The sequence below is a fragment of the Pelagibius marinus genome (genome assembly GCF_014925385.1).
Taxonomy (GTDB): domain Bacteria; phylum Pseudomonadota; class Alphaproteobacteria; order Kiloniellales; family Kiloniellaceae; genus Pelagibius; species Pelagibius marinus.
The window spans coordinates 387,649-401,867 of record NZ_JACSDK010000001.1 but is presented as its reverse complement, the minus strand read 5'-3'; the positions used below and the strand labels follow the sequence as shown (position 1 = coordinate 401,867).

9 protein-coding genes are annotated in these 14,219 nt (G+C 58.1%); 7 read left to right on the top strand and 2 right to left on the bottom strand.

Annotation, left to right across the window (positions count from 1 at the left end):
* Nucleotides 1-10 precede the first annotated feature (10 nt).
* Both H7X47_RS01930 and H7X47_RS01925 read right to left on the bottom strand, forming a co-directional pair.
* Nucleotides 11-1,549 (bottom strand): M48 family metalloprotease, encoded by a 1,539-nt coding sequence (locus tag H7X47_RS01930; RefSeq protein ID WP_193366918.1) that lies wholly within the window; start codon nt 1,547-1,549, stop codon nt 11-13.
* Nucleotides 1,546-2,364 (bottom strand): thermonuclease family protein, encoded by an 819-nt coding sequence (locus H7X47_RS01925; RefSeq protein ID WP_227010116.1) that lies wholly within the window; start codon nt 2,362-2,364, stop codon nt 1,546-1,548. The genes H7X47_RS01930 and H7X47_RS01925 overlap by 4 nt, the downstream gene beginning before the upstream one ends.
* A 124-nt stretch (nt 2,365-2,488) precedes the next feature.
* On the opposite strand from H7X47_RS01925, the gene pip reads away from it, so the two are divergent.
* From pip to H7X47_RS01890, 7 genes are all read left to right on the top strand, one after another.
* Nucleotides 2,489-3,439: a prolyl aminopeptidase gene (gene pip / locus H7X47_RS01920; protein WP_193366917.1), complete on the top strand. Its 951-nt coding sequence runs from the start codon at nt 2,489-2,491 to the stop codon at nt 3,437-3,439.
* Nucleotides 3,440-3,703: 264 nt separating this feature from the next.
* Entirely contained in the window at nt 3,704-5,077 is a 1,374-nt protein-coding gene (locus tag H7X47_RS01915) for a tyrosine-type recombinase/integrase (protein WP_193366916.1), read from the top strand.
* 10 nt (nt 5,078-5,087) lie between these two features.
* On the top strand, nt 5,088-5,615 hold the full coding sequence (locus tag H7X47_RS01910; protein ID WP_193366915.1) for a hypothetical protein: 528 nt from the start codon (nt 5,088-5,090) through the stop codon (nt 5,613-5,615).
* A 172-nt stretch (nt 5,616-5,787) separates the two neighbouring features.
* Nucleotides 5,788-7,266 (top strand): hypothetical protein, encoded by a 1,479-nt coding sequence (locus tag H7X47_RS01905; protein ID WP_193366914.1) that lies wholly within the window; start codon nt 5,788-5,790, stop codon nt 7,264-7,266.
* Between the two features lie 876 nt (nt 7,267-8,142).
* Nucleotides 8,143-11,205, top strand: coding sequence for a WD40 repeat domain-containing protein (locus H7X47_RS01900; RefSeq protein ID WP_193366913.1), 3,063 nt, complete (start codon nt 8,143-8,145; stop codon nt 11,203-11,205).
* Nucleotides 11,206-11,545: 340 nt separating this feature from the next.
* A complete protein-coding gene (locus H7X47_RS01895) occupies nt 11,546-12,103 on the top strand; it encodes a recombinase family protein (RefSeq protein ID WP_193366912.1) in 558 nt (185 codons plus the stop codon).
* A 64-nt stretch (nt 12,104-12,167) separates the two neighbouring features.
* Nucleotides 12,168-13,403: an RES family NAD+ phosphorylase gene (locus H7X47_RS01890; RefSeq protein WP_193366911.1), complete on the top strand. Its 1,236-nt coding sequence runs from the start codon at nt 12,168-12,170 to the stop codon at nt 13,401-13,403.
* The last annotated feature ends 816 nt before the right edge of the window (nt 13,404-14,219 follow it).

The following is a 14,219-nucleotide window of genomic DNA, read 5'->3' as shown; positions in this document are numbered from 1 at the left end:
GTGAGGGTGCCTATTCAACGACGATCTTGACCTTCTGCCCGGCCTGAAGCGTCGCGTTCCGGCCGAGGCCGTTGAGCACCAGGAAGCGCTGCAGGTTCTCCGACCCGAAGGGCATGCGCGCGGCGATGCGCGAGGCCGTGTCGCTGGCCTGCGCCTGGTAGATGCGGATGCGCCGCGGCTTCAGGGCGGCGGCCTCGGCGTTGGAGAGCTTGCGGAAGCTGTAGGTGGTCTCGCGGAACGGCCGGTTCAGCGCCGCCGTGCGGTCGGAGGCGGAGAGGAAGATGAAGCGGTAGATGGACCGGCTGTCGTAGCGCACCGCCAGCAGGCGGTAGTCCCTGCCGTTGCCGGAAAGCGTGCCGGTCGCCGCCGCCATGCCGTTGATGGAAAGCGCCTCGACGCCGCCGAGGTTCACCTCGGCGCCCCAGACCCGGGTCAGGTAGTCGGTCATCGGACCGTCGTAGGGCTTCGGCGCGCGGTCGAACTGGATCACCGCCTTGCCCTCGCCGTCGCGCGCGATGACCGCCTGGGGCTGGTTGTAGAGGCGGAAGCCCTCCGGCACCTCGAAGGCGAACTTCAGCTTGGGATGGGCGAAGGTGCGGCCGCGGATGTAGCCCTCGTCCGCCTTGTCACCGTAGATCATGCCGTCGATCTTGCTGAAGTAGAGGTTCCGCGCCACCAGCGGCTCGTCGACGGGCTGCACGCCGGACTGCGCCAGGGCACGCTCGATGCGGTCGGCGGTGCGCGGGTGGGTCTGCATGATGTTGAAGGCGTCGGCCTTTTCCGGCTGGCCGGCGAGCTCCGCCTCCAGCCGGCTGTGCGCCTGCAGCTGCTTGAGGAAGTCCGCCATGCCCGCGGTGTCGTAGCCGGCGCGCGCCAGGTAGCGCCCGCCCAGCAGATCCGACTCGAACTCCTGGTCGCGCGAGTAGCTGCGCAGCACCAGCGCGCCCACGGCGCTGCTGGCCTGCGCCGCCTCGCCGCCCAGCAGCACGCCGAGGCCGACGCCGGCGACGTTGGCGGCCACGGTCTGGCCGTAGCGCTCCGCCGTGTGGCGCGCCGTCACGTGGCCGATTTCGTGGCCCAGCACGCCGGCCAGCTCCGCCTCGCTGTTGGCCAGGGCCAGCAGCCCGCGCGTCACGTAGACATAGCCGCCGGGCAGGGCGAAGGCGTTGACGATGGGGGTGTCGAGGATGGTGAAGGTGTAGTCGAGGTCCGGGCGCTCGGAGGTCTTGGCCAGGAAGTTGCCGACGCTGGTGACGTAGCGGTTCAATTCCGGGTCGGCATAGGCGCCGCCGTACTCGGCGACCACCTTGGGATGCTGCTCGCGGCCCATCTCCGCCTCGCCCTCCTCGGAGAGGCCGCCGGTGAAGATGGTGCGTCCGGTGCCCGGCGCGGTGGCGCAGGCCGCCAGCAGCGGCAGCAGCAGCAGCGCCGCGATCAGGCCGCGCAGCCGCCCAAGCTGCGAGAGGCCGAGTTCCGAGAAGCCGAGATTCGAGAAGCCGAGTTTCGAGAAGCCGAGTTTCGAGAAGAGGGTGCGGAGCAAAGCGATCATCGGTCTTCCAGCTCTTCAATCTGTTCCGGGTGGGTCACGCTGATCATCGGTCCGTTGCGCTGCTTCAGCCAGCCGCGCACGCGGATCCGCTTGCCTTCATAGCTCGCGAGGTCGATCCCGGCTTCCTCGAAAACCCGCCGCGCGCGGTTGTCCAGCGCGACGGTGAAGTCGTTCCGCCAGTCCTCGCCGAAGTTCAGGTAGGTATTGCCGCCGCCGCGGCCAACCGCCAGGACGCGGCCTTCCACCAATTCGAAGCCGCCGAGCCAGCGCCCGGCGGCCTCGGCGCTGCGGACCGCATAGTAGGGATCGGCCCAGATGCCGCGCTTCGCCGCCCGCGCCTCGCGCTCCAGGGCCAGCATCTCGGCGATCAGCGCGCGGTTGTCGGAAAAGCTGTAGACCCGCGCCAGGCCGGCCTTCAGGATCTCGCCCTGGATCCAGCGGCCCTCGACATCGAAGAGGTGCGCCAGCACCCGGCCGTGGCGGTCGCCGCGGCGCCCGCCGAAGCCCAGGGAGAGGGTCTTGCCCAGGGTCAGTTCCTCCAGGAAAACCTTCGCCTCCGGCGACAGCGGCCAGGCCTTGAAGCCGGCGCGGCCCAGCGGCAGCTTCGGCGCCTGGATGCCGACCAGGCGGATTTCCCGGCCGTCCAGCAGGGTGAGGGTATCGCCGTCGACCACGTTCACCACCTCGCCGCCCGCGGCCGGCGCCAGGGCGTTGTAGAAGGCCGCCGGCATCTCCGCGCGGGCCTGCAAAGCCGCCAATAGCGGGGCCGGCAGCAGCAGAATGAGGGCCAGAAGGGCGGGACCTAAGCGCGACATGGCGGCGAGTTTAACAGCGCCGCGCGCAACCCGCTAAGCCGGAAGAAGAGTTGGCAGCCCCGGGGCCGCTGGGATATGAGGGTAGGGAGGGGGAGCCGAAAGACCCATGGACCCAGCCCGCCCTATGCTTGCACAGGACCTGTTTCCGCCCACCGAGCCTTTCGCCGAGGGCCGGATCGACCTGGACGGCCACCACACCATGTACTGGGAGGTCTCCGGCAACCCGGAAGGCCGCCCGGTGGTCTTCCTGCACGGCGGACCGGGGGCGGGGGCCGGGCCGGACCACCGCCGCTTCTTCGATCCGCGCCACTACAAGATTGTGGTCTTCGACCAGCGCGGCGCCGGGCGCTCGACGCCCCTGGGTTCCCTGGAGAACAACACCACCCAGGACCTCATCGCCGACATGGAGCGGCTGCGCAACCACCTGGGCATCATGCGCTGGCACGTCTTCGGCGGCTCCTGGGGCTCGACCCTGGCGCTGGCCTACGCCCAGGCCCACCCGGAGCGCACCTCGGCGCTGATCCTGCGCGGCATCTTCCTGGGCGGCAAGGCGGAGATCGACTGGTTCCTCTACGGCATGGGCCGCATCTACCCGGAGCACTGGCGCAACTTCGTCGCCGCCATCCCGCCGTCCGAGCGCAAGGACATCATGGCCGCCTACGAGAAGCGGCTGACCGACCCCAACCCCAAGGTCCACCTGCCCGCCGCGCGGGCCTGGAGCGTCTACGAGGGCAGCTGCTCGACCCTGCTGCCCAGCCCGCAGACCGTGGCCGCCTTCGGCGAGGAGCGCCACGCCCTCGGCCTGGCGCGCATCGAGGCGCACTACTTCAAGCACGGCGTCTTCCTGGAGGAAGGCGCGCTGATCAAGGGCATCACCCGCATCCGCAACATACCGGCGACCATCATCCAGGGCCGCTACGACATCGTCTGCCCCATCACCACCGCCGACGCCCTGCACCAGGCCTGGCCCGAGGCCGACTACATGGTCATCCCCGACGCCGGCCACTCGGCCATGGAGCCCGGCATCCGCCGCGCCCTGGTCGCCGCGACCGAGCGGTATAAGGCCATCGAATAGGGCCGGATTGCCTAATCAGGCGCTTTGGCCTATCAAAGAACGGTGTTTTCCGGCCCCAAAGCTCGGAAACGCGCCCGTCGGCTGGCCCCGTAGCTCAGTTGGATAGAGCGACAGATTCCTAATTAACTGAGCGATCTATCTTCCTCATATTTATCAGATCATTAGTACACATTCGGACTGTCGTCTAGTGTCGCCTAGTATGATTTTTGTGCTTGGCTGTCGTCCATTTGTCGCCCTAATCTCAGAGCAACTGATGGGGGGTAAATGCCACACGCCAGGCTCACAGACAGCTTCATTAAGAGGCTGAAGCCGCAGAAGGCCAAGTACGTCTACCGGGATTCCGCGTTGCCCGGCTTTGGCGTTGTGGTTCATCCCACAGGGAAGAAGCTCTACCGGGTCGAGGCACATTTGAACGGAAGCGGCCAGGCCGTGTCCAAGTCCTTCGCGAACGTGGAGTTGATCGAGGCTGAAGAGGCCAGAGAGATCGCCAAGAAGCTCCTGCTGAGCATCAAGGCCGGTATCCATCCAAAGCACCTCAACCATGCCAACACCTCTGGCTCAGCGGGCCACACCCTAGCCAAGGTTCTTGAGGACTTCCTTCATGACAGGCCGCTGAAGGAAAGCACCAAGGCTGCCTATCGCTATCAGATCGAGCGTAGGTTCAAGGACTGGCTGAATCGACCGATCAGCACCATTCACCGGGATGAGGTTCGGCAGTGGTACGTTGCCGGGAAAGCAAAGCCAGCAGACACAGACAACAGCCTTCGTATCCTCAAAAGCATCATGAACTATGCGAAGGCTCTAGGACTCGTTACGGACAATCCCTGCGACATCGTTAGCGCGCTTAAGATCGGTTACCGGAAGAACCGTCGAACTTCTTCGATATCTGTTGAGAGAGAGCTGCCCCAGTTCCTCAAGACGCTGGTGGAGTTCAAGCCGGTTCGGAAGTCACAGGTGACAGCCAAGGACTACTTGGTCCTGTTGCTCCACTATGGCTACCGGGCGAGTGAAGCCACTCATCTAAGATGGCGCGACATAGACTTTGACAAGTATGTGGTGACTATTCTCGATCCGAAGAACCGCGAACCACACAAGCTCCCGCTCACTCCGTTGGTCTGGACCCTGTTTGTTGCTCGATTTCGCGAACTCCCGGATGAGCAGCGGAAAGGTGACAAGTACCTTGAAAGCTACGTCTTCCCAAACCGGAAGGGCAAGGGTCCACTCACCGATGTTCGCAAGACTCTGCACACCATATGCGAAGTAGCGAAAATCCCTGACTACACGCTGCACGACATTCGGCGCACCTTCGCGAGCGTGTTGAACTATCTCGCCATGGGTTATCCCGACATCAAGCGGCTGATGAACCACAAGACCAAGGACATCACCGAAACCTATATCGAGCCTCAGCGCTTGGCAGAGCAGTTACAGACTGTCGCGAACTTCTATGAAGCTTTGTACACGCAGCGGAGTCTTGATTCGGTTCGGAGTGGGAGACTTCAGGTAGTTCCTGAGGATAGCCAGATACAGGTTAGGCTGTTCTCAGAGCGTTTGCACGGACCTGGCTCGCTCTGGACCGAAGAGGATGTTTGCGAGTCAATGAGGGTTTGGGCTGAGGAGAACGCGTGGGAAACTGACTAGGAAGTAGAACATGTCCAATTCGCCTGTTCGCAAGGATTTACCTAACAAACACAGTGCCGAGATCGGACGTATCGTCACACGCTGGTCATATCTCGAATGGCAACTTCGGCAGATCGCCTACAGCCTGCTGAGAATCAGTCCTAAGGAAGGGAGGCTTTCTGTTCGTGAACCTCGAGTGACTGACTACCTTACGATGATCGAGGACTTGGTTCAGTTGAAGCGGCTTGGTGTTCGCGTGGAATGGAAGAAGTTGAGAAAGCACGTTGATGAACTAGCAGACCATCGGAATCGGTTGGCTCATGGAGTCTGGTTGAAACAACAGGGATACCGCGTACCTTGCCTTCAACTAACCAAAGGAGTCTGGCAACCTGAGCCGGGTAAGGCGCCGATCAAGGCAAAGATTGATCCTGTTTCTGTTCCGATTACTGTTGACGATTTGCGATCTGTAGTTAACGCGATTGATTCAGTCATCGAGTATATCGACAAAGTGCGGATGGCTATTGATGTCCGACTGAATTCGCTCTCAAACGTTGGATGACCACGTTTTCCGTTAGTGGTGACGTATGTCATTGAGATGTGGGCTGCAAAGCCCTGAATCCAACTCCCTAGTATCCAAGTTTGAATTGCAGGTGGTGAAGCGGATGGATCTAGCCTATCTGCAAACCAAACATATTTCCGTTGGCTCAAATTCAGATAGGCAACTTTAGCTGATGCTCTCTCGCCCCTTCGATCCTTGGAAGGTTGCCCATTCCAAGAAGCTATCCAAGTTCATCGATACGTTAGTGTCTAAGATTGAGGTTTTGGAATCAAAGGATGGTTCTCGAGCCAACAAACGTGGCAAACGTAAGCGAGCTGATCTTTGCAATCTGGTTCAGAGTCTGCTGATCGATCTGTATGTAGCTCGCCTCACCAGTACCAGGCTCTGCTTGGGCGTGAATCTGAACGCAAACTGGTACACGACCAACCGAGAGTGGCTGCCTCGTACATTGACTTACAATGCCTTTGTGACAGCCCTGAAGTACCTAGGGGGATCGCACCTAGGCTACCTAATCGAGGTTGCACCGGGTTACTACAGTCAGGCCAAAGGGAGTGGGGAAAACACCAAGATCAGAGGCACCCCGAAACTAGCTCAGAGCCTTGAGCAAGATGCGGGCTTGAGGCTGTGCTTCATTGCGACAGCTGGAGAGCACAACGTTGTTCGGCTTCGTGACAAGGACAAACAGCCAAAGCCATTCAAGGAAACCGTTCAGACTAAGAGGTTCAAATCCAATCTGGCGAAGATAAACCGTACTCTGATCCGCCATTGGGTCGACCTAGACCTCACCGAAAGCCAATTCAGAAACTTGCAGGCGCGACTAATCAGAGGGCGCAGGGGCAAAGGCTGGCACGATGATGCGGATCTGCCGATGGATCTCAGCAGGAGGACTCTTTATCGAGTTTTCAATCAAGGTCACTTTTCGGAAGGGGGGCGGTTCTACGGGGGTTGGTGGCAAGGTGTACCGAGTGAGCTGCGGCCCTACCTGACCATCAACGGCAAGGAAACGGTGGAGCAGGACTATTCAGCTATTCAGCCGGCGATCCTTTATGCAGAAGCCAAGCTCCCGTTTCCGGAAGACCCATATGATATCGGCCTAGATCCTCGTCACCGGCCATGGGTCAAGAGGGCCTTCAACACGCTGGTCAATGCTGAGAACAACCACATACGGACTCCAACTGACTATGACGCAGCCACGGTAGGCATGTCCTATTCGGAGCTGCTGAAGAAAGTCAGTTCTTCACTCCCTGAGATTGCCCATGCGTTCGGATCTGGTGCTGGCAGGAGACTCCAGCGAATAGACTCAGACATAGCTGAGAAGGTGCTTTTGCATTTTGCCTCTAAGGACATTCCCTGTTTTCCGATTCACGACAGCTTTGTGATGCACTATGGATATTCCGAGTTGGAAGACGTGATGAAGCAAGCCTTCGAGGACACGATCGGACAGCCCATCAATGTGAAGCTGACAGAGCTGAGTCTTCTGCAGAAGATGGATATGAGAGCGGAGTATGAGAAGACAGGTTGTTCTTCAAAGGACGGTACGCTCTCCAACGACTTCGATACGATAATGGATGGATCCAGAGGCCCTTATGCCTCCTACAATCGAAGGCTTGATGAGTGGTTTGCCTTTAAACGAGGGAGAATAGGGACTTAAGCATTGAAACCACTGCATAAATTATTCTTCTGAAGGTGTTTGTTGTATGAACCTTCGTGTAGATGCTTTGTGTGAGGATCTTTGCAGCGATCTCTGTAAGGGAGGTTTGTAAGGATCTGTGTAAGAAGGTTTGTAGGAAGGTTCTTAAGGGAGGATGCTCGGTCGGCTACGCCTCCCTCATAACTAATATCGATTTCTGAATTACTCTTTAGAAACAGGCATATAGTCGTTTTTAACGAACCCTCAAAAATTGGGCACGAGAGAACCTTCATAGTGGATTTCCAGCCGTCTGAAACAGACGCTTAGAATCTGCCCCTGTTTTGTCAGGCTCATTGCTGCTCAAGTTTCCAGTCTAAGACTGGACCGAGCCTGATCGACCTTGAAGGGGTACTTAACGCTCTCAATTCCGAAATTTTATGGGGAGCTCGTACATAGTATCCCCTAGTACCCTGGTGGCCCCTGCCTGGGGGTCTCCGCTCCTCAATCCTACCCCTAAAACCCAAATGCCCCTCAGAGTCGATATCCGAGTCATTGAGAGCCATTCCAGGGCTGGTGGCACCCCATCCTACTTGCCGCCTTAGAGGCCTCTCTGTGAGTCTCTGAGGCCGTTCTAGAGGGGTATGGCTTCTGCCTGCAGGTTGATGGCGTTGAGCTGTCTAGAGCATCTGCTCAAGAGAGCCGTGGATGGCTGATTTCCGCTTCTGGGTGGGATGCAGAAATCAGCCTGCGAGCCGTCCATGTCGCTGATGTGCCAAAAGGTGCATTCCACTGCCAGCAGAAATTGTGATGCCCAACTAGTCGACTTCATACGCCATTTAACTTATCGTCTCAGAATATTTTCTCCCATAGGTAGCAACTACTCGCTGGGAAAGTGGGATGTCCGCCATTGAATCAGAAGGTCGAGACCACGCACACACGCCCAATACAATTGGTCAACATTTAGTAATTACGGTGCATGGAATTCGTACATACGGCGATTGGCAAGATCGTTTCGAGCGTTTGGTGGCCAGAAAATCTGGACGCGATAACATCGAAGTCTACAGCTACAAGTATGACTACTTCTCTATGATTGCTTTCATCATTCCATTCCTTCGTTGGTTTGCCGTGCGAAGGTTTAGGCAGGATTTAGTCCGTGAAGTTCAAAAAGATAATTGGGATCGAATTGACTTGATTGGGCACAGTTTCGGGACTCACTTGCTGTGCTGGGCCCTGCGCGGATTGGCCAAAAAAAATCGTCCAAACATCCACACAATTATTTTGGCAGGGTCTGTCCTAAAGCCGACGTTCCGTTGGGCGGAGCTGGACGGCTCTGTCAAGCGCGTCGTAAATGATTGTGGCTCGAGGGACACGGTCCTGCTTCTCACTCAACTCGGTGTGGTTGGTACCGGAATGGCCGGGCGAGTTGGATTTGTCGCTGGCAACAACAAAGAATTCCGGAATCGATTCCATGATTTCGGGCACCGCGGCTATTTCATGGACCACGACGATCAGCCAAGCGATCACTGGATGTGTGAATTCTGGTTGCCATTGATTGCTGATCAGGCAGCGATTGAACCATACGACTCTCGCAAGCCGCCAACAATCGCCGAGGGATTCCTCAATACCATCGCCCGCAATATGGAGCCGATAAAGCTCACTGCACTCGTCTCTCCTTTGTTTTTCGGATTTATCTGGATTGCGGGACTTTACCTTGAAGCGGATAGACAAGCCCGCATTGCACTGAGTCGTCAACTCTCCGCCCAAGCGCTTCAGATTGCTGATCGTCCAAGCGAGATTGATGGCTTTGTTGACCGGGCACTACTGCTAGCATCTCAAGCGGTCTTGGTCAGTGAGCGTCCAGAGAATTTTCTTAGCCGCTTGGGTTTGTTCGCGGCCCAAAAGAACCAATCCAATTATAATCTAAAAGCGCGAGCAAATTTGCTTCGAGTCCTGCAAATGGTTCCCGTACAAAAGCCCTTTCCTCGGCGAGTTATGCGCGCGAGTGAGACTGGGGACGCGGTGACCAGCGTGGCGTTCAGCGCAGTCGACAAGATGCTAGCGAGCGCGGGCACAGATGGCATGGTGCGCCTGTGGGATGCGGCAACGGGAGAGCCCCTGGGCAAGCCATTGCCCGGTAGTGGACACTCGGTGTATGGCGTGACGTTCAGCGCGGATGGCCACATGCTGGCGACCGCAGGTGGAGATGGCACGGTGCAGCTATGGGACGTGGAGACGCGCGAGCCCCTTGGCGAGCTACTGCACGATCATACGGGTGGAGCCTTAGGATGGGTGAAAGCTGTGGCGTTCAGCGCGGATGGCCACATGCTGGCGAGCGCAGGTGGCGATGGCAAGGTGCAGTTATGGGATGTGGCGACGCGCGAGCCTCTGGGCGAACCACTACGTGGGCATGAGGGGAGAGGAGTTTTAGGGGCGACCAGCGTTGCATTCAGCGCGGATGACAAGGTGCTGGCGAGCGCGGGCTCAGACGGCAGAGTGCTGTTGTGGAACACGGCGACGCATGAGCCCTTAGGTAGGCCACTGCGCGGGCATGGAGGTCCGGTGTTCAGCGTTGCGTTCAGCGCGGATGACAAGATGCTGGCGACCGCAGGTGACAATGGCAAGGTGCAGCTTTGGAACGTGGCGACGCGAGAGCCTCTGGGGGAACCACTGCGTGGCAGCGAGGAGTGGGTGAATGGTGTTGCGTTCAGCGCAGATGGCAAGATGCTGGCGGGCGTAAGCAATGATGGCTACGTGCGACTATGGGACGTGGCGACTCGCGAGCCCCTGGGTGAACCACTAGGTGGGCATAAGGGATTTGTGTATGGAGTGGCGTTCAGCGCGGATAGCAAGATGCTCGCGAGCGGAGGTGGAGATGGCACGGTGCGACTATGGGATGTGACGATGTACGAACCCCTGGGCGAGCCACTGCGCGGGTATACGGGCCATGTGGGCAGCGTTGCTTTCAGCGCGGATGACAAGGTGTTGGCGGGCGCAGGTCAGGATGGCAAGGTGCGGCTATGGAACGTGGCGACGGGCGAGCCCCAGGGCGAGCTGCTGCATGGGCATGGAGATGGGGTGTTCAGCGTTGCATTCAGCGCAGATGGCACGGTGCTGGCGAGCGCGGGTGGAGATGGCGCGGTGCGGCTATGGAACGTGGCGACTGGCGAGCCCCAGGGCGAGCTGCTGCATGGGCATGAGCGCAGGGGCTGGGAGTATCGATGGATCACCAGCGTTGCGTTCAGCGCGGACGGCAAGATGCTCGCGAGCGGAGGTGGAGATGGCATGGTCCAAATGTGGGACATGGGAACGCGTGAGCCCCTGGACGAGTCACTATTTGCGAGCGGGGATGCTGGATGGGTTTCCCAGGTGGCGTACAGCGCGGACGGCAAGATTCTGGCTAGCGCAGGCTCAGATGGCCACGTGCACCTATGGGACGCAGTGACGCGTGCCCCCCTGGTCGAGACACTGTACGGACATGAAGGCGGGGTATTCAGCGTAGCGTTCAGCAGGGATGGCAAGGTGTTGGCTAGCGCGGGTGGGGCTGGGACGTTGCAGCTGTGGGACGTGGCAACGGGCGAACCCCAGGGCGAGCCGCTGCGCGGGCATAGGGGCCGAGCGTCTAGCGTGGCGTTCAGCGCAGATGGAGAGATATTGGCGAGCGCGGGTGAGGATGGCACAGTGCGGCTATGGGACACGGCGACAGGCAAGCGCCTGGGCGAGCCGCTGCGTGGGCTTGAGGCCGAGAAGGATGAATGGGTGTTCAGCGTAACATTCAGCGCAGATGGCACGATGCTCGCAAGCGCGGGCTCAGATGGCCACGTGCGGATATGGGATATGGACTGGCGCGCCCGAGCCTGCCGTATTGCGCGCCGCAACTTAACACGTGACGAATGGAAACAATTTTTGGCTGATCGACCCTACAGCCGAACATGCCCGGATTTCTCTGTGCCCATGAAGTGATTGCAAAGACCGCTCCGGGTAAAAAGGTGCCTTCGGGCAGGTGGCACGCCTAGGTCCGGTTGTCGTTTCTGAACGGACCTCTGAAGCACCACAGCCAGTCGAAATCGGCACTAGGAGTGCCACGGCCTGGCTATGCCGTCAGCAACGTCGTCGTGTCTTTGGGGTCTCTAGATTTGTGCAATCCCAAAGGCGGTGACCAGCTCAGCCGTCCCAATAGACCTTGCCCTAGTGAGTCGCAGCGGTTACCGCTCAAAGGAGTCTCACACAAATCCCCATTGACTTTTGAGACATTTTGTCTCACTTAGTTAAAAATGTATGTGAGACTCTCAAGGACTAAATCATGCAAATTGGATATGCGCGGACCTCTACCCTGGACCAGAAGGCCAGCATCGAGGCCCAGGTCAGGGATCTAAAAGCCGCCGGCTGCGAGAAGCTGTTCAGCGAGCAGGTGTCTTCGGTGGACGTGGAGAAGCGAGAGAAGCTCAGCCAGGCGCTGGACTTCATCCGGGAAGGCGACACGCTGGTGGTGACCAAGCTGGATCGCCTGGCCCGGTCGGTAGCTCATTTGCTGGCGATCATGGAGAAACTAAAGACCAAGGGAGCGAACTTGCGCATCCTCAACATGGGGATCGACACCAGCACGCCCACCGGCAAGCTGATGCTTACAGTTCTTGGGGGTATCGCTGAGTTCGAGCGAGAGATCATGCTGGAGCGACAGCGGGAGGGGATTGCCAAAGCCAAAGCGGCGGGCAAGTACAAGGGACGGAAACCCACAGCTAGGGCCAAAGCGGACGAGGTTTTGGCTTTGAAGCAGGAAGGGGTTGGGCCTACTGAGATCGCCAAGCGCGTTGGGATTGGAAGAGCTTCAGTTTATCGGATCTTGGCAGATATTGAATGACGTAGAGTGACGAATCCGATTCCCGCTCTAAGCACTACGAAGATGCGATGTGGTGGAAAGAACAATGACCGTGCACGGACTCTATGATTCCTTCGATCCGGAAAATCCGGACTTGGAAATAATGACCCTGTGTCTCGACTGCGCTAAACACCCGAGCCTCAAGCGATTCGTAGAAGCCCACGCCATGGAGGGGCCAATCTGCGGCATATGCCAAGAGGTTGGCTACGCCTATCGGGCCTGCGATCCCAAACGCAAAAATGACCTAACCAACCTGATCAAAGCGCTCATCCGGTTCTACTATAACGAATATGAATACAACGGGCACTGGGGGGGTAACGACGAGCCGGAGGATTTGCTGGCAAAGCCGAACCCGATTCTGGAGGATCAATCAGCGCCGGGCCGTACACGATCACCCGATCGCAGTTGCGACTTCTTGTACGACTTGTTCTCGGCACAACCCTATCCGCCGGTGGACGAAGGCATTTCCGTCTACGCGGGACATGATGAGGACGGCCATCGCAATATTCAGTTCGCCTTGAAGGACCGGATCAGTCCGATTCTAGCTACCCTCCGCGCCCGCCTTGCGACGGAGAACTACTTCGACGTCGAGCCGGCATTGAGGGATCTCGTCAACGAGTTTGCCGATCGAATAACCCACACTATGCCAGCTGGAGCCCGGTATTTTAGGGCACGGATCGGCATTGCGGCGCGCTACGCGGATCATTCGATTGGAGAGTGGCGCTCCGGGGTGGTAAGACAACCCTTCAGCGGCGCAGAACTCAGCGCGCCACCACCGCAGCTGGCGGCAGCGGGGCGTTTGAACCGCGCAGGCGTTGCCTTTCTCTACCTCGCCTCCGACGCGGATACCGCGGCAGCAGAAGTCCGTCCGCACCCAGGCCATTTCCTATCTATCGGAGAATTCCAAAGCCTAGTCGAACTGAAAATTGCCACGTTCGACGCGGACATCATGCAGTTCGCCGGGAATGAACATGAGCTGGACTTGTTCCACTTCATTTACTCAACAGACCGGATTATGGCTCTGCCGGTAGTGCCTGGCGAAGCAAGCCGCTACTCAATTACCCAACTTGTTGCCGAGTGCCTGCGTCAGAAGGGCTTCGATGGAGTGTCGTTCAGGAGCAGCGTCGGGCATGGCCAAAACCTCTGTGTGTTTAGGCCAGAGCTGTTCGAACAGGTAGCCTGTTCATTGGCCGTGCGGGAAGTGAAATCTCTAAAGTACAGCTTGGAGGCGAGCCCGACGATCCTGAAACCAGGCGCAAACCACTACCCCCTCAAGAATTGATAGAATCAAAAGATAACGTCCGTTGATTGGAAATCGACACTCGATAGAGCAACAGATGGTTGGGTTGCGGATGATACAAAACCTCAAAGCGGCGCGGAAGAAATCAGCCTAAGACGAGAAAATTGTCGCTTCGGCGACTTTGCATACCTCTGGCCAGAGACACTATGCGCTGTCGGGGATAGAAGAATTGATCCTCTTATTCCGCGGAGATACCCTGCCGATCTTTCTCCAGATCGAGCAAGAAACCACGGGTCACTTCTATCAGACTCGTGGTGAGTTCGCTTTGCGAGGCGTCCTTGGAGACTACTAAGATACCACTTGAACTCCATACGGTCAGACATCCAAATTTTAAAGTTTGAGGTGCATATGATGGAGAATAGGTTACACAGTCCTCTAGAAGGACAGCGTAGTCCAAAGCACAATAGCCCAGTCTTTCTCCGTTCCGCCGCTTCATCTCAAAACCAGTCGCAGACAGCGTTAGGATGGTAGAAGAGGATTCTCGTACTGATAAGTTGGATCTGAGGAGTTCTAGTTCGACTTGGCCCTTGGTTGAGGGTGGGTTTCCCCAGCATCCATCCTTCACCCCGTCATCTATATTGAGTACTACACTATGCAAGCCAGCTAGTCTGTTTTGGAACGTCTGTGCCATTGCTACTGGGTGGAGGGTCGCATTGACTATAGCTAGCAAAATCAATGCGGTCCCGAACCGAGACCCTCTTGTTGTTCTCATTCCCACCGCCATCGCTCCGTTGTCGCTCGTTTCTGCCCTGGTTGGCAGGCGTGAACTAGTCACACCATCCTCATCACCGCTCGCCG

What these genes read in the sequence shown, in the direction of transcription:
- H7X47_RS01930 (WP_193366918.1), bottom strand. Translation starts at nt 1,549, where the DNA reads ATGATCGCTTTGCTCCGCACCCTCTTCTCGAAACTCGGCTTCTCGAAA.
- H7X47_RS01925 (WP_227010116.1), bottom strand. Translation starts at nt 2,364, where the DNA reads ATGTCGCGCTTAGGTCCCGCCCTTCTGGCCCTCATTCTGCTGCTGCCG.
- pip (WP_193366917.1), top strand. Translation starts at nt 2,489, where the DNA reads ATGCTTGCACAGGACCTGTTTCCGCCCACCGAGCCTTTCGCCGAGGGC.
- H7X47_RS01915 (WP_193366916.1), top strand. Translation starts at nt 3,704, where the DNA reads ATGCCACACGCCAGGCTCACAGACAGCTTCATTAAGAGGCTGAAGCCG.
- H7X47_RS01910 (WP_193366915.1), top strand. Translation starts at nt 5,088, where the DNA reads ATGTCCAATTCGCCTGTTCGCAAGGATTTACCTAACAAACACAGTGCC.
- H7X47_RS01905 (WP_193366914.1), top strand. Translation starts at nt 5,788, where the DNA reads ATGCTCTCTCGCCCCTTCGATCCTTGGAAGGTTGCCCATTCCAAGAAG.
- H7X47_RS01900 (WP_193366913.1), top strand. Translation starts at nt 8,143, where the DNA reads ATGTCCGCCATTGAATCAGAAGGTCGAGACCACGCACACACGCCCAAT.
- H7X47_RS01895 (WP_193366912.1), top strand. Translation starts at nt 11,546, where the DNA reads ATGCAAATTGGATATGCGCGGACCTCTACCCTGGACCAGAAGGCCAGC.
- H7X47_RS01890 (WP_193366911.1), top strand. Translation starts at nt 12,168, where the DNA reads ATGACCGTGCACGGACTCTATGATTCCTTCGATCCGGAAAATCCGGAC.